The organism is Cellulosilyticum sp. (assembly GCF_982396655.1).
On the sequence record NZ_CEVXFV010000006.1, the window covers coordinates 40094 to 64149 of the forward strand.

The 24056-nt window shown below is 35.2% G+C and carries 19 protein-coding genes and 1 riboswitch; of the genes, 4 read left to right on the forward strand and 15 right to left on the reverse strand.

What is annotated here, in order from left to right:
- Nucleotides 1–53: 53 nt before the first annotated feature.
- From AC1VAQ_RS04115 to AC1VAQ_RS04145, 7 genes are all read right to left on the reverse strand, one after another.
- Nucleotides 54–4790, reverse strand: a complete 4737-nt coding sequence (locus AC1VAQ_RS04115; RefSeq protein ID WP_479903504.1) for a M60 family metallopeptidase — start codon at nt 4788–4790, stop codon at nt 54–56.
- Nucleotides 4791–5083: 293 nt separating this feature from the next.
- A complete protein-coding gene (locus tag AC1VAQ_RS04120) occupies nt 5084–5497 on the reverse strand; it encodes a DUF2871 domain-containing protein (RefSeq protein ID WP_302596724.1) in 414 nt (137 codons plus the stop codon).
- Nucleotides 5498–5766: 269 nt separating this feature from the next.
- Nucleotides 5767–7461 carry an oleate hydratase gene (locus AC1VAQ_RS04125; RefSeq protein ID WP_303243940.1) on the reverse strand — a complete coding sequence of 565 codons (1695 nt, stop codon included), beginning with the start codon at nt 7459–7461 and terminating at the stop codon, nt 5767–5769.
- 214 nt (nt 7462–7675) lie between these two features.
- Entirely contained in the window at nt 7676–8245 is a 570-nt protein-coding gene (locus tag AC1VAQ_RS04130) for a TetR/AcrR family transcriptional regulator C-terminal domain-containing protein (protein ID WP_302596726.1), read from the reverse strand.
- A 255-nt stretch (nt 8246–8500) separates the two neighbouring features.
- Entirely contained in the window at nt 8501–9358 is an 858-nt protein-coding gene (locus AC1VAQ_RS04135; RefSeq protein ID WP_479903505.1) for a pentapeptide repeat-containing protein, read from the reverse strand.
- A gap of 203 nt (nt 9359–9561) precedes the next feature.
- Nucleotides 9562–10893 carry a magnesium transporter gene (mgtE, locus tag AC1VAQ_RS04140; RefSeq protein ID WP_302596728.1) on the reverse strand — a complete coding sequence of 444 codons (1332 nt, stop codon included), beginning with the start codon at nt 10891–10893 and terminating at the stop codon, nt 9562–9564.
- 394 nt (nt 10894–11287) lie between these two features.
- Nucleotides 11288–11465, reverse strand: a riboswitch (M-box (ykoK) riboswitch).
- 62 nt (nt 11466–11527) lie between these two features.
- Nucleotides 11528–12568, reverse strand: coding sequence for a GGDEF domain-containing protein (locus AC1VAQ_RS04145; RefSeq protein WP_302596729.1), 1041 nt, complete (start codon nt 12566–12568; stop codon nt 11528–11530).
- 258 nt (nt 12569–12826) lie between these two features.
- Between AC1VAQ_RS04145 and AC1VAQ_RS04150 the strand changes: the two genes are divergently transcribed.
- Nucleotides 12827–13438, forward strand: a complete 612-nt coding sequence (locus tag AC1VAQ_RS04150) for an acetate uptake transporter (RefSeq protein ID WP_302596730.1) — start codon at nt 12827–12829, stop codon at nt 13436–13438.
- A gap of 308 nt (nt 13439–13746) precedes the next feature.
- Complete coding sequence (locus AC1VAQ_RS04155) at nt 13747–14436, forward strand: hypothetical protein (RefSeq protein WP_303243939.1); 690 nt, start codon at nt 13747–13749, stop codon at nt 14434–14436.
- Between the two features lie 81 nt (nt 14437–14517).
- Here the strand turns inward: AC1VAQ_RS04155 and AC1VAQ_RS04160 are convergent, their stop codons facing one another.
- From AC1VAQ_RS04160 to AC1VAQ_RS04170, 3 genes are all read right to left on the reverse strand, one after another.
- Nucleotides 14518–15168 carry an HAD family hydrolase gene (locus AC1VAQ_RS04160; protein ID WP_302596732.1) on the reverse strand — a complete coding sequence of 217 codons (651 nt, stop codon included), beginning with the start codon at nt 15166–15168 and terminating at the stop codon, nt 14518–14520.
- A gap of 190 nt (nt 15169–15358) precedes the next feature.
- Nucleotides 15359–15916 carry a hemerythrin domain-containing protein gene (locus AC1VAQ_RS04165; protein ID WP_303243938.1) on the reverse strand — a complete coding sequence of 186 codons (558 nt, stop codon included), beginning with the start codon at nt 15914–15916 and terminating at the stop codon, nt 15359–15361.
- Between the two features lie 41 nt (nt 15917–15957).
- On the reverse strand, nt 15958–16575 hold the full coding sequence (locus tag AC1VAQ_RS04170; protein WP_302596734.1) for a hypothetical protein: 618 nt from the start codon (nt 16573–16575) through the stop codon (nt 15958–15960).
- 355 nt (nt 16576–16930) lie between these two features.
- On the opposite strand from AC1VAQ_RS04170, the gene AC1VAQ_RS04175 reads away from it, so the two are divergent.
- The gene (locus AC1VAQ_RS04175) at nt 16931–17650 is read left to right on the forward strand and encodes a Crp/Fnr family transcriptional regulator (protein ID WP_302596735.1); all 720 of its coding nucleotides are present in this window, start codon (nt 16931–16933) and stop codon (nt 17648–17650) included.
- A gap of 159 nt (nt 17651–17809) precedes the next feature.
- On the opposite strand, the gene AC1VAQ_RS04180 is transcribed toward AC1VAQ_RS04175, so the two are convergent.
- The 4 genes from AC1VAQ_RS04180 to AC1VAQ_RS04195 form a co-directional block, all read right to left on the reverse strand.
- On the reverse strand, nt 17810–18229 hold the full coding sequence (locus AC1VAQ_RS04180) for a hypothetical protein (protein WP_302596736.1): 420 nt from the start codon (nt 18227–18229) through the stop codon (nt 17810–17812).
- A 293-nt stretch (nt 18230–18522) separates the two neighbouring features.
- The gene (locus AC1VAQ_RS04185) at nt 18523–18948 is read right to left on the reverse strand and encodes an acetolactate synthase (RefSeq protein WP_302596737.1); all 426 of its coding nucleotides are present in this window, start codon (nt 18946–18948) and stop codon (nt 18523–18525) included.
- A gap of 77 nt (nt 18949–19025) precedes the next feature.
- The gene (locus AC1VAQ_RS04190; protein WP_479903506.1) at nt 19026–20324 is read right to left on the reverse strand and encodes a phenylacetate--CoA ligase family protein; all 1299 of its coding nucleotides are present in this window, start codon (nt 20322–20324) and stop codon (nt 19026–19028) included.
- Nucleotides 20325–20505: 181 nt separating this feature from the next.
- The gene (locus AC1VAQ_RS04195; protein ID WP_302596739.1) at nt 20506–21831 is read right to left on the reverse strand and encodes an MATE family efflux transporter; all 1326 of its coding nucleotides are present in this window, start codon (nt 21829–21831) and stop codon (nt 20506–20508) included.
- A 96-nt stretch (nt 21832–21927) separates the two neighbouring features.
- On the opposite strand from AC1VAQ_RS04195, the gene AC1VAQ_RS04200 reads away from it, so the two are divergent.
- Nucleotides 21928–22758, forward strand: coding sequence for a MerR family transcriptional regulator (locus tag AC1VAQ_RS04200; protein WP_302596740.1), 831 nt, complete (start codon nt 21928–21930; stop codon nt 22756–22758).
- Nucleotides 22759–22822: 64 nt separating this feature from the next.
- On the opposite strand, the gene sppA is transcribed toward AC1VAQ_RS04200, so the two are convergent.
- Nucleotides 22823–24016 carry a signal peptide peptidase SppA gene (gene sppA / locus AC1VAQ_RS04205; RefSeq protein ID WP_302596741.1) on the reverse strand — a complete coding sequence of 398 codons (1194 nt, stop codon included), beginning with the start codon at nt 24014–24016 and terminating at the stop codon, nt 22823–22825.
- Nucleotides 24017–24056 lie beyond the last annotated feature (40 nt).

The window sequence follows — 24056 nt, forward strand, 5'->3', positions numbered from 1 at the left end:
CGTTTGTACTGTCATCATTTATGTGTAAATCTTAATTTATGTATAAGTCTTAATTAATCTTGTGTAAATTCAATGATAGGCATATCTTCTTTCGAAGGTACAATTTGCCATTTTGTATCACTTACAAGTCTGCCACCCTCTACACTTGTTCCCGCATCTGTTCTAAACATATTTGCTTTGATTTGAGCTGGAAGTGTTTGTGCTTTTGGTACGAAGATCCAGATACCATTTCCTACCTTTGAAACTTCCTCATCTTCTGGAAGTTCAGCAAGCATGTATAACTCGCCTTCTACTGCTTCTACATTTGTTTTATTGTCATAACCTGGTCGTTCTGCTACGTCAAAATCTTTCTCATTGACATATTCAGCAGATAAAACGATTTTACTATAAACTGGGTGACCACGGTATGTTCCCATCACTACTAATGTACCTTCTTCAATAGTGCCACTGCCGAAATCATAGTCATGACCAAGGAAACCAATGGCATCTTCTATGAAGTAAACGCCATCGCCAGGGTAAGCTAAAACGTCAATTTGCGCATCACTAAGGTCCTCAATTGCTTCGCTTGTAATACGGATGTACATGGCATCATAAGTCCAAATGCGGTCATCTTCTTCACCCATTCCTGGTTTATTGAAGTAAATAAGTGTTGTACCTTCTTTTAGCTGACTTTGTTTTGCCTGTGCCCAATCTTCGCCATTTTGGCTCACTTCTACTGTATAATCTGTCCCTACACCTGAAGTAACATCTGTAAATTTAAGCCCTACTACCTCTGGTGCTGCTGGTAATACAATTTGCAAACTTGAAGCTGTTGTACGTTCAATAGTGTACTCAGATTTAGCAAGCGTTCCTTCTGCTGCAATATACACTTCTTCTGTATACGCTTTATCTGTTGTATTTAATAACTTATCATAAGCTACAACGCTATATGTATGTGTCACATTGTTAGCTGAGATTTCATCTACATAAGTGCTTTCTGTTGTAAAGGCAATTAACTCACCATCTCTATAGATTTCATAACCTAAAATATCTTCATCTTCAATGTCGCTTGTCATTGTAAGTGTCACTACTTTATCATTTGCATCTTCACCGATTGCAGCATCAACGCTTACTGTACTGCCTTCTGCCATGCCTGCTTTGCCTTCTAAACGATAACGCATTGCTTCATCATTTAAATAATAAAGAGCACGTGTTTCTTTTTCATACTTACTTGTATAAGTATAAGTCTCATCTGAAATATGTAAGCCCCATCTTTCAAAGAATGGTGTTAAGTCCTTCTGAGCTGCATCACTTGCTAAACGGATAAAGTAATTTTGTACATCTAAACCTTGTAAATTGAGGTCTCTAGATAAACGGTGAAGTGTTGGATAGAAGTCTCCTGCCTCAACACTTGTGTTACTGTCATCATAAGCTAAATGAAGTTGCCAGAACATCCCTAAGTTGACGAATACATTACTTGCAAAACCTGTATTTTTTGAAACAACCTTTTTATAAACATCTGTGTAAATATCTGAGGTTTCAAGTCTAGATTTGCCACCATTAATTGTCTGTGCAAAGAGTGCAAAGATATTATTAGTAGTTTCACCTACGATGAATTTACTATCATTGATAATATGGCCGATTTCATGGTTAATTCCCCAACCAAAGTAACCAGATTCTGCGCTACGGTCGCCTTTTACTAAAGCGGCACCTGAGCTATATTGAATCCCAATGTGGTCACCTGCTGCATACATAAATACCCCATTATTCATAGGCATATAACGTACATTCATACGTGTTAATGGATAGCGATGTTTTGCTTCTGTAGCCTCTTCTGTTAGGCCTAAAATATCATAGTGCAGTTTCATATTAGCATCCCATGTCATTAAGCTTTCATATAAACGCTCTGCTTGGGCTGCTAAATCTCCTTCAATACCACTTGTAAGTCCGTTGTACACCTCTTCAGCTGGTAATGAAAGTAATACTTTATCTGTACCAAGCTCTGTACTATTAGCTGGATTTTTTGTTTTATTACTTAAGTCTAATGTTGCCACATACGCTGTAAGTTCTCTTACATAAGCTGTCACTGCCGCTTTTACAGTAGCTTCATCTTCTAGACTTGTAAGCTCTAATGTTGGTATTTTCTTAGCATGAACGATACGTACTGTTGTCGCATCTTGCTCATTACCTGTATATCTTAAGTAAAGCGGACCACCCTTATCGCCATTATAGTGTACAAGCTGTGGCACCTGAATTACATTTCTGCCTTGTTTTAAACTAATGGTTTTAGACCATGTCCCATCTCCATAGAACTGCGATACCACAAGTTCTGGCATACTGCCGCCTGCTGGGGCGTCTACGTAAACTAAAATTTCATCATTTGCATAAGCCATAACCCCTGCTGCCTGAAGATCACTTAATCCACCTGCTGCGAAGTTCTGACTTTGTGCTGTTGCCTTTTGTCTTATTTGAACAACTTCTACCATTTCTCCTAAGTTAGAAGGTGTCCCTGCTGTTAATATTTCTTTAGCAGCTACTAACTCTTCTCTTAAAATTGCTTTATCTACCCAAAGCACTGCACCTTCAAGGGCATCTAACTGTGCAATTAAACTCTCAATTTCCTCTACTGTGACACCTTCTTTAACTGCTGTAAATGTGCCATTCGCAAAGATATTTTCAATGCGTTCAATCATATCTTGGTACTCATAGAACATGACTTCTGAGAGACTCATGTTTCCAGCACCGTCCCATTCAAATAATTGCACTTCAATTTTAGCAACCTTTGTTTTTTCAAATGGTAAAATCATAAGACCATCTTTACCGATGTTTGGAATCTTAGTACGTGAAATCACTGTCTTTGGCTCACTATCTAAAGTTTCCCATATCTTAATGAGATAATCATTTGGATAATGCCAGTATTTACGTGTTCCCTCATAGCGGTCTAAATCGCTATCAAGTCTTGGTACAACTGCCACATAATCCATTTCATAGCTATCATCAAATGTCGCACTAAAGCCTCTTGTTCTTTGATATGTTGCTGCTGTCCAGTGTGTATTAAAATCACCATCTATGATATTTGTAATATTGAAGCCTTCTGGATAGAACTTCATATCTACATTATTATTATCTAAAAGTGTAATCTCTGTAATATGGCTATTATCAATACGTCCTACAGTTGGTATTTCTGGAATAATAATTTCTTCTGCTACTGGTACCGCTTTTACAACAGCTGATGGACTACTTTCGCCTGCATTATTTGTAGCTGTTACATAAATCATATACTCTGTATCATTTTCTAGATTTTTGAGCATCGCACCTGATTTTACATCCTCAACCTTTGTATACTCGCGGTCTGTTACCTTTTTATAATAAAGGTTGGCACCTGTCGCCTCTTTACCTATTCTAAAGCTTACTTTAATTGCTTTATCAAAGCTGCCCACATTTACCTCTGTTGGCGCCGATGGCTTTTGCTGTGGCTCTGGTGTTAATGTTATTTCATTTGAAAGTGGTCCTTCCCAATCACCATTTACAGCTTGTACTGCAAAGTAATATGGTGTAAAGTTCTCAAGGCCTTCAATCGTAATGTTATTAGTTCCTGTATAATGTGTTTCTTCATATACACCAGGTTCTGTGCCATAATGCACCTTATAACCTGTAACATTAGAAGTTTGATTCCAGCTTAGGGAAACGCCTTTATCCTGCGCCTTACCTGTAAAGCCTTTGATTAACCCTAACTCTTGATTGATAGCATTATCCACTACATCTTCTAAAAATTCAATTTTAGAAATCGATGCTAAAAGACCATTTTCTTTACTTGTTTCTGTTACTTCAATTGTTAATTTTTGAATAGGTACTTGTTTACCTAAATTAATCTTAACAACTTTATTGGCACTGCTACGGCCTGTTCTAGCTGCTAAAGCATATGTTTCTACTGAAGTAAAAGCTTGTCTTACTATTTCACCATTTGTATCCTCATACACCACATAACCTGCTGTCGGTGCACTCTCTGCTGGTGCTGTAATAGAAATCTCTGAAACATTCATTTTTTCTGTGAAGCTTACCGGAATCTTAATAGGTGCTTCCTCTGTAATCGGCACACTATTATACAGCTCTACTGTCGTTGTATCATCTCCATCAAATAAACTGTGGATTTCCCCTGATACAGTCACATTGCTACCGTTTACATCCTTAAATTCTACTTCTACTGCTGCTTCATCTAAAACCTTGGATAAAATCATCTTTGTATTATAAATAGAAGCTTCTCCTGTAGCTGTTTGACTCCAGTAAAGCTGTGCTAAATCTTCTACATCGACAACCTTATCACCATTTAAGTCATAGCTTAAATCACTTGTACCTAATGCCGCTTCTAACTGCGTCAAATCAATATGATCGATTTTACCATCACTATTTACATCCCCTACTGTAAATGTGTTGTTCCCTGCATTAACGACTAAGTGTTTCTCTGTTTTCACAAGTTCAATGTCCTCTGAAGTATAAGTTTTATACCCCTCTCCCATTAAGCGAACTTGATATGTCCCCAGTGGTAAGTCCTCAAATACCACATAGCTGCTATCCCCTTCAGCTGCTCTTACCTGACTATTAAGTGGCATCTCCTGAACAACCTTACCATCCTTTAAAAGCACCGCCTTTAAACCTAATCCACTATAATCAACGATAGGATAGTCCAAGTTTAACGTTACTTCTAAGTTTCCTTTACCGCTTATGCCTTCACTTGTTGCTGCAAATGTTGTTGCCGGTAATTGTGAAAGCAGTAAGCTACATGCTAATACATATGCTAGTCTCTTTTTCAAACTTTATTTCTCCTCTCCTTCCCCATTACATTATACTTCGGCATATGTCATCTTACAAATTATGTAAAATTCCACTTTTTTATCAATTAATTATTATTTGTTATTATTTAACTCTACTCTATATTTTAAAAATAGTATAACTCCCCACAAAAAATAGATACTGTTCTATAAAAAGTAGATTCCCTTTCATAAAAGGGTAAATACCATTCTATAAAGGGTAGATAACATTGCATAAAAGGTAAATACTATTCCATAAAAAAAGAGGTGCTGCAGCACCCCTTCTTTAATATCATCTAATTTTTGCAATGCTTTTTTAATAGCATAAAAAATAATACAAACCCTATGCCTAGTATAATATGTGCAATACCTGAAATCCCTGAAATAGACATATCTACTGCACGGCTTACTTGTGTTCCTATTACTTGAAGTGTTCCTCTTATAACCATCATGACTGTGCTCATTAAAACACCTACATTATAAAGTACATAAAATACTTTAAAACGCTTTGTTTCAAATAAGTTTAGTTTCTCACCATATAATCCAATGAGTAATAACATTATCATCCCTAATACAAATAAATGTGTATGTACTGTCCCTAATTGTGTTTTCCCACTAAACTCAAAAAATCTTGTAAGCTCACGGTAATACACGCCCCCTATGAGACCTAAAATCGCATAAATAAATGCCATATTAATTACTTTTTTCATATTATGTCTCCATTTCTAACGCTTTTATTTTATGTCAGATTTATTCTAGCACTTATTTCTATATCTAACAATAATTATTAGCTAATAAAAACATAATTAAATTATTAGTATTCTTTCTCCCTTCATCATCAAGTCATCATACGCAAATAAGTAGAGGCCTACTACTTTTCATATAATAGCCCTCTACTTAATCTATTTATTATTCTCTTATCTATCTTTTATACTTATCTTTCTCTTATACTTATCTTTCTCTTATACTTATCTTTCTCTTATAGAAGTTCCTTAAATTTAGTATTCTTTAAGATTTCTCCTAATGGGATTTTTTCAAGTGGTACATCTTTAAGCCCTAAACAAGTTTTAGCTGCATTGGCTAGTACTCTAATATCATATTGACTTGGAAAGACTGGGTCTACCTGTTTTTCTAAGCCAAGTAAGCCATAAACTGCCATCATGGCACTACGTACTGAGTATTCTACTGTAAATACACAATCATTTTTAATCTCAGCATATTGACCTAAGAAACCAAAGTTTTTGCTACCTGCTGGAATAACATCTGGTCTATCCCCTTTTACTCTTGGCATAAATTGAGATGTAATATAAGGCATCATACTTGGAATGACATTAATTGTATGGCTTAAGATTTCATCCATTTTATCCTGTAAGCCCATATGATAAAGAAGCTCTTGTAATAACTCACGCCCTGTACAGTCGCTCATTTTCTTTTTAATAAAATCACCTTCTGCATCTGGATAGAGCGCATATGCCCAGAATACCTTTACATTATCTGGCTGATTAATAAAGTGTGGTTGTGTAGGTACAACCCAGCTCATAAACCAGCTTGAATCTTTGATTGTAACAAGACCACCCATACCAGGTTTATCTTGTGTCAATTTTAAGATATATGGGAATACAATATCGTCATCTTTGAGAGTGATGGTGAAAGACATCCATTTTGTTTTATCAATATCACTGCAAAATACTTCTGGATGACCGAAATCAGGAGATTTCTTAGCGATTTTTTCCCATACACTAAAGCATCCTTTGTCTTCTGAACGGTTAAGAATTGCTGGATGGTCTAAATCACCTTTTGTGGTGTTTTGTGTCATAGAGCCATTTGTAAATAACACAAGATCTTCTTCACCTACATCAATTTTTTTGTTTTCACCATGATGTTTATAATGTACAGCTGTTGCTACCTTTTGATTATTGCTAAAGTCGAAGTCAATATCTGTTACTTCACAGCCATCATCAAAGCATACATCATGGGCTTTTAGCCAATTGATAAGTGGTAAAATGAGTGAGTCATATTGATTGTATCTAGTGTGTAGAATACCCTTTAGACGATTCATGCCATCAATAAGGTGCATGAATCTTTCCATATAACGTTTAACTTCTACTACACTATGCCATGGTTCAAATGCAAACATTGTTGCCCAGAAGAACCAGAAATTTGTTTCAAAGAATTCAGGTGTAAAATACTCACCAATTGTAGTTGCCCCTAATGCTTCTTCTGTACTCATATACAATTTAGCAAGCTCCATAGCATTGATTTTACTTAGCCCAAATTGAGAGAAATCTACTTTTTGCCCTTGTTTTTCAACAATACGACAATGAGACTCTATAGGCTCTGCTATATTAAATTCACGGAAAGTATCTAGCACACTTCTATTTTCATCTTCTATAGAAGGAATAAAACTAAAAAGCTCTGAGAAACATTCAAAGTGCTCTTCAATCTCACGTCCGCCTCTTGCTGTATATCCTTGCTCCCACTGACCAGCACCATCCATAGAACCACCGAAAAGTTCAAGTTGCTCTAAAATATGAATGTTTTTGCCTGGCATATGGCCATCGCGGATTAAGAAGGCTGCAGCTGCTAGTGAACCAATGCCACCGCCTAAAAGATATGCTTTTCTATTTTCAATATTTTTTGGTGCTACTGGATTAATTTTTTGATAGTTACCCATTTTTATCGCTCCTTTTCACTTCTACTATTATGTGAATTTCATTTAAATTCAATTCCTTTGATATACGTATCATATGAAATTCCAAGAGCTATTTCCATGAACAAAAATATGCCAATGTGAAAAAATTACACACTTTGCGGTAAGTGTGTAATCTTCATGTTTTCTACGTATTTTAATAGTTAGTAGTTGGCGCGTTTCATATAGATTATGCTTCTTACTTATTGTTACCAGCATAACGCTGCATCATGCATACAATTGTCCCATCCATCATACGAATAATGCGCTGTGCCACATCTTCTTCTTTTTCCTTTAATCCCCCTTCTAACCACTTCAAAAATTCTCCTACTATCGCATAAGTATAAAAGTCCGCTGCCTCTTCTTTAATCATAGCAGGCACTTCCATCCCCTTTGCAATATCTTCTATGGTACCTCTAATCATTTGCAAAAAAGTAGTTTGTAGAAATTTCTCCAGATGTTCACGACCTAAAGAATGAAATGTATTTAAACAAATTGCCTTATTATCTAACGTATACTTCAAAACAATCTCAATGCCTTCTCGCCAGCTCTCACACTTACAGCATTCTTCAAAATCCTCAATCACTTCATGCTCATAAATCCACCCCAAAAGCTCATAAACATCTTGAAAATGATTATAAAAAGTATGCCTAGTAAGACCACACTGCGTCGTGAGTTCACGTACCGTAATTTTATTAATAGGCTTCTCTAACATCAAAGCCTTCAATGCACTACCTAGTGCTTCCTTTGTAATATTTATATTGCTCATCTCTTTATCTCCTTACTCTATATCTATAGATATCACATTTATAAAGTTTAGTTATTCATAATTTTTAGTCATGTGAAATCATTAAGAGAAACTTATTTGCCTAGACGTGTATTTCAATGTTTTAGTTAGTTTCTCTATAATCTTGTAGATAAAAGCATTTTAAAATATTAATGTAAAAAAGTCCTGAAGTTAATTATACTTCAGGACTTTTTTACATTAATATTTAAGCATTCTTTTTTAAATATTATTTTATAATTAATACCACCAAGCAGGATGAACGATTTCTTTAGGTAATTTTGTTTTTGAATCTCCGATTGCCATATTCACTTGGGCTTGTGTGAGATAGAGACAATCTTTAAGATTCGCGCCACTTATATTGGCATCCCTTAAGTCTGCACCTATTAAGTTAGCACCCGTTAGATTGGCATTTTTAAGGTTAGCACCTATGAGAATGGCACCTGCTAAATCTGCGCCTATTAAATTGGTGTTTGTCAGATTTTTGCCCATGAAAAAGTGACCTTGTGCCAGCGCTTTTTTATCCTTACTATTTGCTTCTTTGAGTGGTGCTACACTTAATTCAACTAAATAACATAGTTCTTTTAATAAGCCATTCACCTTATCCCTATGCGCCTCAATATCCACTTTTAAAAGTTCCTTAGCACTTAATTGGGTTAAGACATCTGTGTCTTCAAGGCCATCTATAATATCCTCTTTAATAGGTGCCACCGCCTTGAATGTTACCGCATCCGTTAAGTACCACTTCATTTCCTGAAGCTGTCTTAAATGTAAAAACGCCTCAAACATTTCTTTAGCTACCTTCGGTGATGCTTTCCATTCCTTGCCGCCATAAGTTACCTGTGTTACCTTTTGCCCAGCGCCAAAGCATTCATAAGCTGTGCAGCCTTTATATCCTTTACTTCTCAGTTCCTCATGTGCATCACATCTAAAATTTTCTTGTAAATGTCTGCAAGGTACTCCAGCCTTCTTATCTACTGGAAATCCATCAGATTTTGAAAAATATAAGGCCACGCAGCATAATCCCTGACATCTCTTACAGTCAATTTTTAAATCATTAAACAAACTCTCCTCATAAGTATCTATACGTAAGTTCATCTGAATTCCCCCAATTTAACTTCTGTCCTTATTATGTTTCTATAATATCTATATCTTATTATAGCATTTTTGTTCTAATACATAAATTTTATTCAAGTGATTCTTAACGCTTCATCTTAATATAACTTAAATTATGAGATACTTTAAATTATGATATGCCTTAAATTATGCTTATAATAAATTATATTTATAATAAATTATGTTTATAATTTAAAGAACATCGTTGCAATATTAAAATATACTAATACAGAAAATGTATCTACAATCGTCGTAATAAGTGGTGCTGCCATAATGGCTGGGTCTAGTTTACACTTTTTGGCGATAAGGGGTAAGATACACCCTACAACCTTGGCAATAATAATTGTACACACCAAAGAACACCCTACAACTAACGCAAGTACGAGATTCTTGTACATTAATAAAATACGTATGCCATTAACAACGGCAAGAACTACACTTACGATTAGGGCAATACGAAACTCTTTAAAAATAACTTTAAAGAAGTCCTTAAAGTTAATTTCCTCTAATGCCAGACCACGAATAATAAGCGTAGAACTTTGTGAACCACAGTTACCCCCTGTATCCATAAGCATAGGAATAAAGGCTACCAAAAGTGGAATGGCGGAAAAGGCGTCTTCGTACCTTGTAATGATAGTCCCTGTAATTGTCGCGGAAAGCATTAGTAATAAGAGCCATAAAATACGATGTTTCGCATGATCAAATACAGATGTTTCAAAATATGAATCTTCACTAGGACTCATCGCTGCCATCTTTTCCATATCCTCTGTCGCCTCATCTTCCATAACGTCCATGGCGTCATCTACTGTTACAATCCCTACTAGACATTTTTCATAATCCACTACGGGTATTGCCATAAAGTCATATTTTCCGAACATCCTTGCCACATCTTCCTTATCGTCATGGGTATAAGTATAAATCACATCCGTCTCCATAATATCCACAACCTTGGCTTCATCATTTGCCATCAGCAAATCTTTTACTGTAATAAAACCTATAAGCTTACGATTTTCAGTCACATAACATGTATAAATCGTTTCCTTATCAATACCTTCCTTGCGAATATGCGTAATAGCTTCTTTCACCGTCATATCCTTTTTGAGATTAACATATTCAATCGTCATAATGCTGCCCGCACTATCTTTAGGATAATTCAGCATCACATTAATCATATTTCTAGTCATCTCATCTGTATTTTTTAAAATACGTTTTACTACATTTGCTGGCATTTCTTCAATTATATCTACTGTATCATCTAGGAATAATTCATCTAAAACTTCTTTTAACTCGTTATCCGTAAATCCTTGAATAATCATTTGTTGCAAATTGCTGCTCATATAAGAAAATGTTTCTGCTGCCTCTTCTTTTCCTAGTAATCTAAATACAAGGAGCAATTCTTTTTCTTCAACCTCCTCTAGTAATACAGCTAAATCTACTGAATTGGCATGTGCAAGTGCCTCTTTTAAAGCCGCAAAATTCTTGCCTGCTAAGAGTTCTAAAATTCTTTCTCTATTCATTGCTTTGTCCTCCCTTTCACTCGAAAATACTTCTTAGTGAATACGTAAAGAGCAAGACATCGCCTTCAAAAATATTTCAATCTATATATTTAGGCTCAAGAAAGGAGCTGACACTATTAACCTAGTCCTATACTTCTCCTCTGGACAGTGTCAGTTTCTTAAGTGTTCTATTCATCTTACTAAGGGGTATATGCTTCCCTAAATATATACCTTGAGGTATATTTTCCAAAAGTGTCTTTACACTCGGAGGTATGCCTTGCCCGCTACTACTTCCACCGTCCATTTTCTTCACCTCTTTTTATAATTTCATCACATTAAATTTAACCAATAAAAAAAACACACCAAAGTCTGAACAATGGTGTGGGTATTTTCATAACGCCATAATACGGCCTTATATCCCATTCATTCCGTTCAAACTTTAGCTTCGCAGGGCACAACACTCAATCATGTTTTGGAATTGCATTAGATTATGCCTTGAATTCGACATAGCCTGCTAACCCTCTCATAGTGTCTCCACTACTTTGCGGCAGCAACCCTTATCCCTGTGGTAACCTTATCTACCGGATATATTTAACTCTATTTCAATCTATACCTATTTCTTAAATTTGTCAACTATATAAATTTTTTCCCTATCTTATACTACGCAGTTTTTACCGCACCCTTTACCGATATATAAGCGTTCATCTGCTAGTTGAATAATCTCTTCCACATTATCGCCTTGCTTAAATTCAGCGATTCCTGCCGTAATCGTTACAGGTATTTGTTGACTATTATAAATAAATTTTTCCTTCTCAATTTGCTTACGCCAATTATTTAATCTTTGATAGCACTGACTAATATGTTCATATTGTGTCTGAACTACCATAAATTCTTCGCCACCCCATCTTGCCACAAATATCTCTTCTCCTTCTGGCTTTAATATCTCTCCAATCTTACTGAGTACATAGTCCCCTGCAATATGACCATATGTATCATTTATTCGCTTAAAATTATCTACATCTAGAATTGCCACTGTCATCTCCGTTTGACTTTCCTCATCTACCTTCACAATTGTCTCTAAAATATATTTCATATGATTTCTATTATATAACCCCGTTAACTCATCATATTCCGCAATACTTCTTAACTTATTTTCTAATCTTCCAATAAACTTAGTATAATAATCCATATATACAATTAAAAATCCAAACGCTATAAACGTATTCACGCAATAAATGAGATGAATAGTTTGATAATATTCAACTTGATATACCGGTTCAAAGTGTTGGGTGTAAGACCTTAAACTAAGAAAGAGTATTGCTGTTGCTAAACTTACCATTATAGGACGTGTTTTCGCCTTCTTACTTTGTGCACTATATTCACATAAAAAACTAATAGGGGCCAATACAAAATAATGTAATTGAAATCCCCAGCTCCATCCCATCATTATTACAGCAAGCATCATATGCATACTTACCTCGCAGTATACTAAATATAAGTACTCTCTTACTCTATCTTCCTCTAATACTTTCATCGCATATATATACGCTGCAATACTTAAAACATTAACGCCTACCATAATATAAGCCTTAAAGGTCAGAAACATTAATAACAAGGCTATATGAATGCATAATAATCCTCTATTTGCATATTCGGCAATCTGTTTACCGTGTTTATCCTTATCCAACACCTCCATGCCGTCCTCCTTATAAATTCCATATTTACCTACATTTTTTATATCGTCATTTTTAATAATTTCATTATGTAAAGTTCACAGCCTAAAAGGAGGTGTTACGCGTAGCACCTTCTTTATATTTAATTAACAATTATTTCCTAAATATTTATAACAAGATTCATCATATTTTCTTCATATTTTCCAATGTTCTCCATGTACACACGAAGTACAATTGTGATATGATAGACGAGTATTTTCAACTTTTTAGGAGGGCTTACTATGGCGAACGAAACAAAGGTAAAAGTTGTCACAGCTGATCCATCTGCCTTAGGGTTATTTGGACTTGCAATCATCACACTTGTGGCATCATCACAAAAATTAGGGTTAACATCAGGAGTATCATTTGTTATTCCTTGGGCTATTTTCTTAGGAGCAAGTGCACAACTTATGGCTTCTATCAATGATTTCAAACATAATAATACATTTGGAGCAACTGCTTTCGGTGCTTATGCATTCTTCTGGTACGCAGTTGGTTTCACATGGTTAATTCAAAACGGTGTATTCGGTGAAGCACTTGCTACATCTTTCGATACTAAACAGCTTGGATTTGCTTATTTAGGCTATTTAATCTTTACATTATTCATGACAATTGGTGCAATGGAAACTCACAAAGTACTCTTTACAATCTTCGTACTTATTGATTTCTTATTCCTTGGACTTACATTAACATCATTTGGCATCATGACACATGCAACACATCAACTTGCTGCATACGCTGAATTACTCATTGCTATCGTATCATTCTATGGGTGTGGCGCAGCAGTATTAAATACTCACTTTGGAAGAGTATTCTTACCCGTTGGTAAACCATTTGGTATCTTTAAAAAATAATTTTTAAAGCAAATTTCTTTTTAAAACAAACAGGCGTCTTATGACAAAATTGTATCTCTTGTATACACTCTTGTCATAAGACGCCTGTTTAATTTTTAGTAATGTGCAATCTATACCTTGTTATGAATTTATAAAAATTTAAACAGTTGTTACCCAAAATGTAGATTTTTTATTTTTATGACAATTATTATTCTGATTTTATTTTTAATTGTGGTATACTAGCCTTATGGTGTTTTATTGAATTATAGTACATAAAAGTTATTTTTATAAATATCAACATTAATAAATAATTAAAGGAAATAGATACTATGCAGGAAAATATTCAAGCTTATATTGACGCTTATTCAAATTTTATATTAAATCATTTATTATTAGCTGAAAATCCAACGGGTATTAACATTATTCAGCTTGCCGAGGTACCACAGTTTCATACTTTCCCTAGTGCACCTGGTGGACTCCTATATACTGATTTAGATTACTTATTTAAAGGTTATACCCCTATCAAACTAGGTGACCTCTCATTAGCACCTTCTTATGAGATTTCTCTGTACTTTTTATGTACTGAACCTAAGTTTAATATTGTCTCAGCTGATGTATTTTTCGAAACCTACTATCAATTAACGGGTACAGATTATCTAATTATGACACTTCATAGTTTAGACACTCCTATTACTACATCTAAGTTAGAAGCCTCTTCTTTAATAACATGTAGTTTAAACTTAACGCTTCAGCATGATTATGAGCTTTATCAAAAGGCTGTAGCGCTCGTTCGAAAAATGGTTATTCGCTTCTATTCTCCTATCCTCAACCGTCAGCCTAGTCCATCACCTCATGTAGCGTCTTCAGAATCTAAGCAGATTCCAGATGCACCACCCATGACTGCGCACACTATCGAAGAACAAGACGCTGAATCCCTACTTTCTTCTGCAGAGCTTGATGCCCTTTCTCATGTTTTTGATAATGTAGATTCTACCCCTGTTCCTGATGATGACCTTTAATATACATTTCACTATAAACAAAATGAACCACATCCCTAAAATACTAGGATATATGGTTCATTTTATTTTGCCTAGATAGGTTTAGTGAGATACAACTTCACCTAAACCTTCTAATGTTTCTATAATCTTAATATGTGGATATGCCTCAAATTCTGCTGCTTTAGTTGTCCCAGTCGTTACACCCACGAAATCTACTCCTGCATTCTGAGCAGCCTGTGCATCAATGACATGGTCTCCTACATATAATACTTCTTCTTTTGTAATCCCTAATTCTTTAATCGCATATAATATGCCTTCTGGCGATGGCTTAGCTACCTTTACATCTTCTCCGCCTACTATAAGCTTAATCCAATCTTCAATCTCATATTGCTTAAAAGTCTCAGCTATACGATAACGCAGCTTAGTCGAAATGATGCCTATTTCCATTCCTGCTTCTCTAAGCTCTTTTAATGCTGGCAATGTTTCTGGATATAACACCGTATTTGCCGTCATCACTTCATCTGCCTTTGCAATATATTCCTTACGATACATTTCAAGTATAGCTGCATCTTCAATTCCTGTTAAATGTTTAAATCCATCTACTAAAGTCATCCCTATGGTGTATTTGATGGCTTCATCAGAAATCCCCATATGCCCATGTGCTGATAGCACATGTTTAAAACACATCAAAATCCCCTTTTCCGAAAATGCCAAAGTATAATCAAAATCAAATAAAACTGCCTTATATTTCATTTTCCTACCTCCAACCTTTTTCCTGTTCAAAATCATTACGCTTTCATCATAACATACCTTCTATAATGTATCCAACTTCCTATTGTCATTTCTAGCCTACGACAAAATGTGGATGCCATAAAACTAGCCAAATAGTTTTATAGCATCCACATCTTCTCTTATATGTCATCTTATATTTAATCTTTCATTTTTAAACACTATATTTTTCTTCTAAGGCCTCTAACATCTCAATATAGTGTTTTTGTGTACCATTTTTTTCTGCTTCTTCTTCAAATACTTGAGTTTGTGCATTGACACTTTCTAAAATCTCCGCTGGAAGTTGACGTTTAGCGAAAGTATAAACCACTTCATCTTCTTTTCCAATATGTCTTGTTAAAAGATGTGTGTAACTAATGGCATTGGCAATAACATCAAGTTTACTTTCATTATCGCCACCTTTAACACGCGCAAGTGCCGCTGTAAGTTCCTGCATATGAAGACGTCCTAAATCATGTTCCACAAGCATACCATTTTTAACAAGCTTTGTTCCTAATGGTCCTAAATGTGCCACCATTTCATTAAATAAGAACTTTTCCTCTTTGCCATGATGATGTGCATCTGCATAATTTCTTACAAAATCAATCATCATTTCAAAATCATTATAATTAATTTCTTCACCTTGCATAATCCCATAACAAGCTTTACGCATTACCTTTAACATTCTCTCAATCAAACGATGCTCCGCCATCATTATTTCAATACTATCCATCACTTTGATCTCCTTCCGTTCTAGTTCCTATTTATAGTTATTTATTTTGTGCTCATACTATATGTTCTCTCGTCTCGTTTCACAAACTTAACGCCTACTGCATGTGCAAGACCTTTGAGCCATTCTTCTCTTAATGCATAATAGTGGTGAATAGCTTCTCCTACTTCTTGCCAGTATCTTTCATGGACACATGTCATGCGTTCCCATACGATTTCCTGCTCATCTTGGCTCACAATGCGAATAGCATGATCACAAGGCATTCCATCTAATAAACTATCTGAAATTCCTTTATAAATCATCTCTAAGTTTAAACCTTCTGTTTGTGCTAACTTACTTCCAACTGCTTCTCCTCTTTTAAAGAAAAGTGTTTTTAAGCTTTCCATATTAGCTGCATCTTGTGCTAATAACGCTTTAACACATTCAGCTAACTTATATTCTACTTGTGAAACTTGTCCTTGAAGCCAGCCATGAATATTCATCTCATCAATTACTTCTTCTAATGGACGTCTTTCAGATACACCATACTTTTCATCTAAAGTTTGTTTTAAATCTGCAATACCTACTGTTTCCCCTAACTTTATCATATCTTCTACAATATCTTGTTGTAACTGGATTTTATTATATAACCAAAAATGAATTGGTCCTAAAAATGCGCTCATTTGGTCTTCCTCCTTGACTTATTACTAAGAACATCTTAATATAAAACTTACATCAAATATGTAGCCACAGCTACAAAAAATTATTTTTTTAAAATTTTATATAGAGAAATAATCTATAGAGAAACCAACTATAACCTTGAAATCTACATCTAGGTAAATTGTTTTCTCTCAATGAGTTCACATTACTAAAAGTTATGAATAACTAAATTTTATAAATGTGAAATCTATATAGAGAAACTAACTATAACTTTAAATGATTCATCACATAAATAGTTTTCTCCTAATGATTTCACATTACTAAATTTTAGTAATGTGAAATCTATATTAAATTGCATATATAGAAAGGACCTTACCTATGCATGACGTACTATTTACAAGCCCCTTAGTCTTGTCTTATACAGAAACTATTTTGGCATGTCCACTCTTTAAAGGAGTTGCCCCCCATGAACTTAAGGACTTACTCGGTTGCCTCAATGTTTCCTTTAAATCCTTAGAAGAAGGCGAATATGCCTTTCATTTAGGTGATGATATTTCTTACATTTATATCGTCTTAGAAGGTGCCATGGAAATTGCTAAGGAAACGATTAATGGCAACCGCAATATCGTGGCCTTTTTAGGTGAAAGCCAACTCTTCGGTGAAGGTGTTGTCTGTACTACCAAGCGTTTAGCACCAGTAAGTGCTAAAGCTACTGCAAAAACAATGCTTCTTCTTATTCCTTATGAAAAAATTCTTAAAACCTGTGGGCATAGTTGTACCTTCCATCATCAACTTATCCGCAATATGATGCTCCTACTCGGTGAAAAAAATTATGTGCTCAATCACAAGATTGATTTGCTTATGCTCAAGGGGATGCGTGAAAAGCTTGCCACTTATCTCCTCAATGAATCTAATAGACAGGGTTCTCTTTCCTTTAATATACCCCTTAGTCGCAATGAACTTGCAGATTACCTCAATGTTTCTCGTCCTTCCATGTCTAGAGAATTAGGACGCATGAGAGATGAAGGTCTCATTGATTACTACAAAAACACCTTTAAAATTCTCAACCTAAATGCTCTCAAAGAAACATGCGAATAAAAGTGTTACGCCATAGAACCGCTAGACATTTTTGAGACATAAAAAAAGATGGTATGAAACGCGTTAAGCATAGTTTCATACCATCTTTTTTATGTTCTCGTTACATATGAATTTATGTTTCTTAGTCCAAATTTTTAATCTCATCCAAAGTTTTTGTTTTTATTCTTCATTGCCGAAATGTGGTGTGCCTAATTTACTTTCCATTGCTTTTAGCGCTGGATAGTAATCTTCTTTTATAAAATTCTTTAACCCTTTTTCATAAGCTTGTTTATAAGAAGGCACGCCTTCTTCAATAAGTTTCTTACGTTCTAATGCTTCATCCCATAATCCCTTATCTTGAACTAACTTTACTTGATAAGCCGTTAGTAACCCCTGTTTAGGATTAATGATTTTAAAATTCTTTTCTTCTAAATACTTTTTCATACTTAGATAAGCTGTATCACAGACTTTTACATACAACTTATCAATTTCATCATCAGCTAGTTCATCAATCACTTTGCGATTGATAATTTGCTTTAATATCTCTAGTAATTCTTCGTAACTAACTGCCCTGCCTTCCCTCCAAAAATACGTCTGCATGTTGTCCCCTCCTGTTTATTTAGAATTAAATTGATTATATCACACCTTTAGTTAAATAAATATAATTTTATATATTTTTATAAAATATTATATAATTAACCTCGTTATTTATCTCTAATCACCAAATGAATTCTTACATATTGTTTAAAATTTTAAATTTTATACATTTATTTTTAGGCAAAATGCCTTGAAACATCTCATTTTCTAAAAATGGTATAAAAGTAGGGCTACCTCCTAACTAATCCAACTGATTAATCTGGGGTAGCCCCTTTAACTTTTAAATTCCAAACTTATTAAATTTGATAAATATCTGCTGCTTTCATAATCTCTAAATTATGTTTTGCTAAACTTGCAATTGTATGTTCGCAGTCCTCTGTTCTAAGAATAATAAGCGCATCCTCACCTTTTGAGAAAGCATACATATATTCAAGGCTAATATTATCCTCTGTTAAAGCTGCAAGCATTCTTTTAAGTTCACCTGGCTTATCTTCTAGTTTACAACAGATTACTGGTGTCATCTGTACTGAGAATTCTTGTTCTTTCAAAAGTGCCATAGCCTTTTTAGGTTCTGTAACAATAAGTCTTGCAATCCCATAATCTGAAGTATCTGCAATTGAAAGGGCTGATACATTAATCCCTGCATCACCTAATGTTTGCATGACCTCATATAATCTCCCTGACTTATTTTCGATAAAAACTGAAAGTTGTTGTATAATCATTTTTATTCCTCCTCATTATGCCGCCCTGTTTTCGTCCTACTTACTTCTATTATATCATTATTATTTTTTGATTAGTTCTATTTCTTTCTCTTATCAATGATACGTTTTGCTTTTCCTTCACTACGTTCAATTGTTCTTGGCTCTACAATTTTAACTTTGATATGTAATCCAGTTAAACTAAAGAGGTCATCTGTAATACGTCTTTCTACTCTTTCTACTGATTTAATTGCATCAGTGATTAAGCCTTCTTTAGCTTCTACCCATACTTCAAGAGTATCTAGGTTATTGATGCGGTCTACAATGAGTACATAATGTGGGGCTACTTCTGCTACCCTTAAGATAACGCTTTCTACTTGTGAAGGGAATAAGTTTACACCACGAATGATGAGCATGTCATCACTGCGTCCATTAATACGTCCCATACGGATTAATGTTCTACCACATGAACAAGGTGTATCATCAAGGTAAGAAAGATCTCTTGTACGATAACGGATAAGTGGCAATGCTTCTTTAGTGACACAGGTAAACACAAGTTCCCCTTCTTGCCCATGAGGCAGTACTTCTAATGTGGTAGGATCGATAATTTCTGGTACGAAGTGGTCATCATTAATGTGTAAACCTTTCTTTTCTTGACAGTCAAAGGCTACACCAGGCCCCATAATTTCACTTAAGCCATAAATATTCATTGCCTGAATACCAAGGAGGCTCTCAATTTGCTCACGCATTTCCTCTGTCCATGGTTCTGCTCCAAATACGCCCACACGAAGATTAGTACTTCTAGGGTCAATGCCCATATTCCTCATTGTTTCACCAATATATAAAGCATACGATGGCGTACATGCAAGTGCTGTAGTCCCAAACTCCTGAATAAGCTGAATTTGTTTCTTGGTATTTCCACCTGAAATAGGTACAACGGTTGCCCCTACACCTTCAAAACCATAATGCGCCCCAAGGCCTCCTGTAAATAGACCATATCCATAAGCTACCTGTACAATATCCTCACTTGTAATGCCATAAGCTGTTACACATCTTCCGAAGACATCTTGCCACATTTTAATATCATCTTTTGTATAACCAACTACTGTAGGTTGCCCTGTTGTTCCTGAAGATGCATGAATCCTAACAACATCTTTCATAGGTGCTGCAAAAAGTCCATATGGGTAATTATCTCTTAAGTCCTGCTTTGTTGTAAAAGGAAGATTTTTTAAGTCATCGATTCCTTTAATATCACCAGGTTCAATTCCTATATCTTTCATCTTTTTATTATAGAATGGTACGTTATCATAGACTCTATGAACAGTCTTAATAAGTCTTTCTCCCTGTAATTTTCTCTTTTCCTCTAAACTTAATGTTTCTTCCTTCTGCCAATACTCCACGTTTGCACGCCTCCCTAAATTGAAATATTCAAAGTATAAATATATCGTATTTTAGAAAATTGTAACATTTATTATATTTTTATTCAATATTTTATAACAAATAATAGACCTAACATAGCATCACTTTCTACTTTTAAAGCAATGCTACATTAGGTCTATTATTTTTATTTATCTAAAATGATTAATAACCGTACATCTTTTTACCCTTTCGTAAATAGATAACGGCTATAATACCTGTTGTAATTTCTGCAAAAGGAATGACTAACCATACCCCATTTACACCTAGCATAGTCGGTAGGACAACTAGCCCTATTACCACGAATACAAGTGTTCTAAGTACAGATACCAGGGCAGATACCTTGCCATTTGAAAAGGCTGTAAACATTCCACTTGTAAAAATATTAAGACCGCAAAAGATAAAGGCTATTGAAAATAGCTGGAAACCATATAATGCAATGTCATATACAGCCTCTCCTCTTGGTGTGAAAATCCCTACTAAAGTAGAAGACATTGCGATACTCACGCCAAAGGATACTAATGAAAGAATCCCTATAAATACCATACTATGTTTCATGATATTTTTCAGTTCTTCCTTATTATCTTTTCCATAATTATAACTAATATGTGGGGCAACCCCAGAGGTAAATCCTAAATGCGCTGCCACTAATAAAAACTGCACATAAAGCACTATTGTAATTGCTGCTACACCATCTTCGCCTAAATATCTCAGCATTACAATATTATATAAATAAGTTGTAATGGCCCCTGAAATCTGTGTTACCATTTCTGAGAATCCATTAAAGGCACTTTCTTTAATATAGCGCCATCTTAATTTTACCTTTACGAAGTAGAGGCTATTTTTCTTATTTAAAAATACACTTAATCCAATGATACAAGGCAATGTATAACCAATACATGTTGCCAGTGCTGCACCTGCTATTCCCATATTCATAGGCACTATAAATACATAGTCTAGCACCATATTAATAACGCCGCCCAGTACTGCACTAATCAAGCCTATTGTTGGTTTTCCTGCTGTTACTAAAAAATAATCAAAAAACATTTTTAGCATAATAATAGGTGCAAACCACATCATAATGCTTGCATACGTCTGACAATATTCATATAAAACTGGTGTAGCCCCTAATGCCTTAATTAACGGGATTGTGAAAACAACACCCAAAATGCCCAGTACAATACCTACAACGGCTACTGTGCTAATAATCAATGTAAAAGCTTCTCTTGCTTCTTCTTCTCTCTTTTCCCCCATCAACCTTGCCACAATGGCACTTCCACCTGTGGCAAACATTACACTTATGCCTAATAATAATCCTACTAAAGGATATACAATATTCGTAGACGAAAGCGCATTAGCCCCCACAAATCTCGAAATAAAAATACCATCTACAATTGTATATAATGAGAAAAATACCATCATTACAACCGTCGGAAATGTATAGCGAATGAGCGACCAAAAGGTCGTCTTCTTATCAAATGAATGTTCCATGTCTCCTCCTTGTAAGCTCATCTCTCTTGAATCATTAATTGCATTATCTTATAATAGAGTATCCAGTAACAGGATAGTCAATAGGAGGTTTTATACATGTCATATGTTTCAAATAAATATTTTTCCACTGGAGAATTTGCCAAACTCTTTGGGATTCATAAAAAAACACTTTTTCATTATGATGAAATAGGGCTTTTTCATCCTGATAAAGTATTGGATAACGGCTACCGTTATTATTCTTCAGCCCAAGTGGAGCTCTTTGATATTATCTTACAGCTCAAGCGGCTTGGTATGCCCCTTAAAGAAATCAAATACTTCATCGACCACCGCACACCTGAAATGGCTATTGATTTCTTCACTGCAGAGCAGGCACAAATCGAGTCACAAATTCAAAACCTCATGGCACTCAAGAAATCCCTTAGTATCAAGACCCAATTACTTCAGTCTGCCTTAAATCTTCCTTCAGAAATCGCTTTAGAAGATCAAAAAGAAGAATTCCTTGTGCTCAGTAATAAGGTAAAGCCTACAGAAGACGATTACGACATTCAAACTTATACTGAACATCTTAAATACTGTGCTGCACATAAACTAGATATCGGTTACCCTATTGGTGCCATGTTAACGTTAGATACCTTATATGCTGGTCGCTTCTGGGACCCAGCCTACTATTTCACTAAGGTCGAAATACTTCCACCAGCCTACGCCTTCACCAAACCTGCTGGTCGCTATGCCGTAGGTTATCTCAAAGGTTTCTACGACAAGACACCTTTACTTTATGCCAAGCTCTTTGATTTTCTTCAAGCGCACAACCTCACGCCAGAGGGCTATTCTTATGAAGAAATCCTTGTAGATCAGCTCTCTGTCCAAAATCCCGAAGACATCGTCACCAAAATTTCCATCAAAATCAAAAAAGATGAGTCAAGCTAATTCCTTAGCTTGCTCATCTCTAATCTTAATTTTCAATCCTTAATTTTATTTTTTACTGCTTCATTTAGTTCGCCATCATATACATTAGCTTCATGCCCTCATGATCTTCAATATAAGACCTTATGGTACTAAAATCACTATTTGCACCAATGTTTCCTATATTAGAGATACCATACATAAGTTCTTCCCAGAAACTCATTGGTTGCTGATCGTAATAAAGTTTACAATCCTCTAAGCCATTTTCATCTTTCATCTGACTTACAGCTGTGTCAAAATCAGCAATTTCATCAATTAATCCCAATTCTTTTGCTTGATTTGGACTATATACTCTACCATCAGCTAACTTCTTAACTGTTTCCGTATCTAAGCCGCGTCCTTCTGCCACAACATCTACAAAGATTTCATAACTTTCATCGATTAACCCTTGTAAAATCTCTCTTTGTTCATCTGTAAGTGGATTACCCATGGCTTTATTTTTACCAGAAACAATGTTTTCTGATTTAATACCAATTAGTTTTTGAAGTCCTGTTGTATCTGTAAGCGACATAATAACACCAATAGAACCAGTCATCGTCATACGATTTGCATAGATTTTATCTGCTGCCATACATACATATAAACCACCTGATGCAGCCGTTTGCGCCATATAGGCATAAACAGGTCTACCTGTCTTTTCTTTATACTCTTTAAGCTTTAAGTATAGTTCGTCAGACTCATAAATTCCTCCACCTGGTGAATTAACATAGAGCATGACCCCTTTATTTGATTCATTATCCATAAGCGCATCAATACGATTCAGCGTCCACACATGATTATAGGCTGTCTGACCTTCTGCAATAGTTCCTTCTACATAAATAACATCAATTGTATTACCCGCAGGCACATAAGAAGCCGCACTACTTACACCACTTCCCAAGATTCCTTTAAATACATTACTCCAAAGTACTACAAATGCAATACATCCGCAAAGTACACAAAAAGCTACAAGCCAACCATTCATAGGTTTCTTAGGCGGCTTATTTCTACCTCTTCTTACAGGTGGCTGTGGTGGCATTGTTTGCTGCTGATTTCTTTCATTTCTTCTAGCATTCTGACCATCTGCCATATTTTGGGCATTTGTATACTCCTTATTGGTTTCGTTTCTTTGTGCTGTGCCTGTTGCCTCACTCACGTTACTTTCCTTGCTTTCTTCTTGACTATGTACGCCTAGAATATCTTCTTGAACTTTTTTGCTATCTTCGTTTTCATCAGACCCCATTTGCTATCCTCCTCGCTTGACTTAACCTTATACTTAAGTC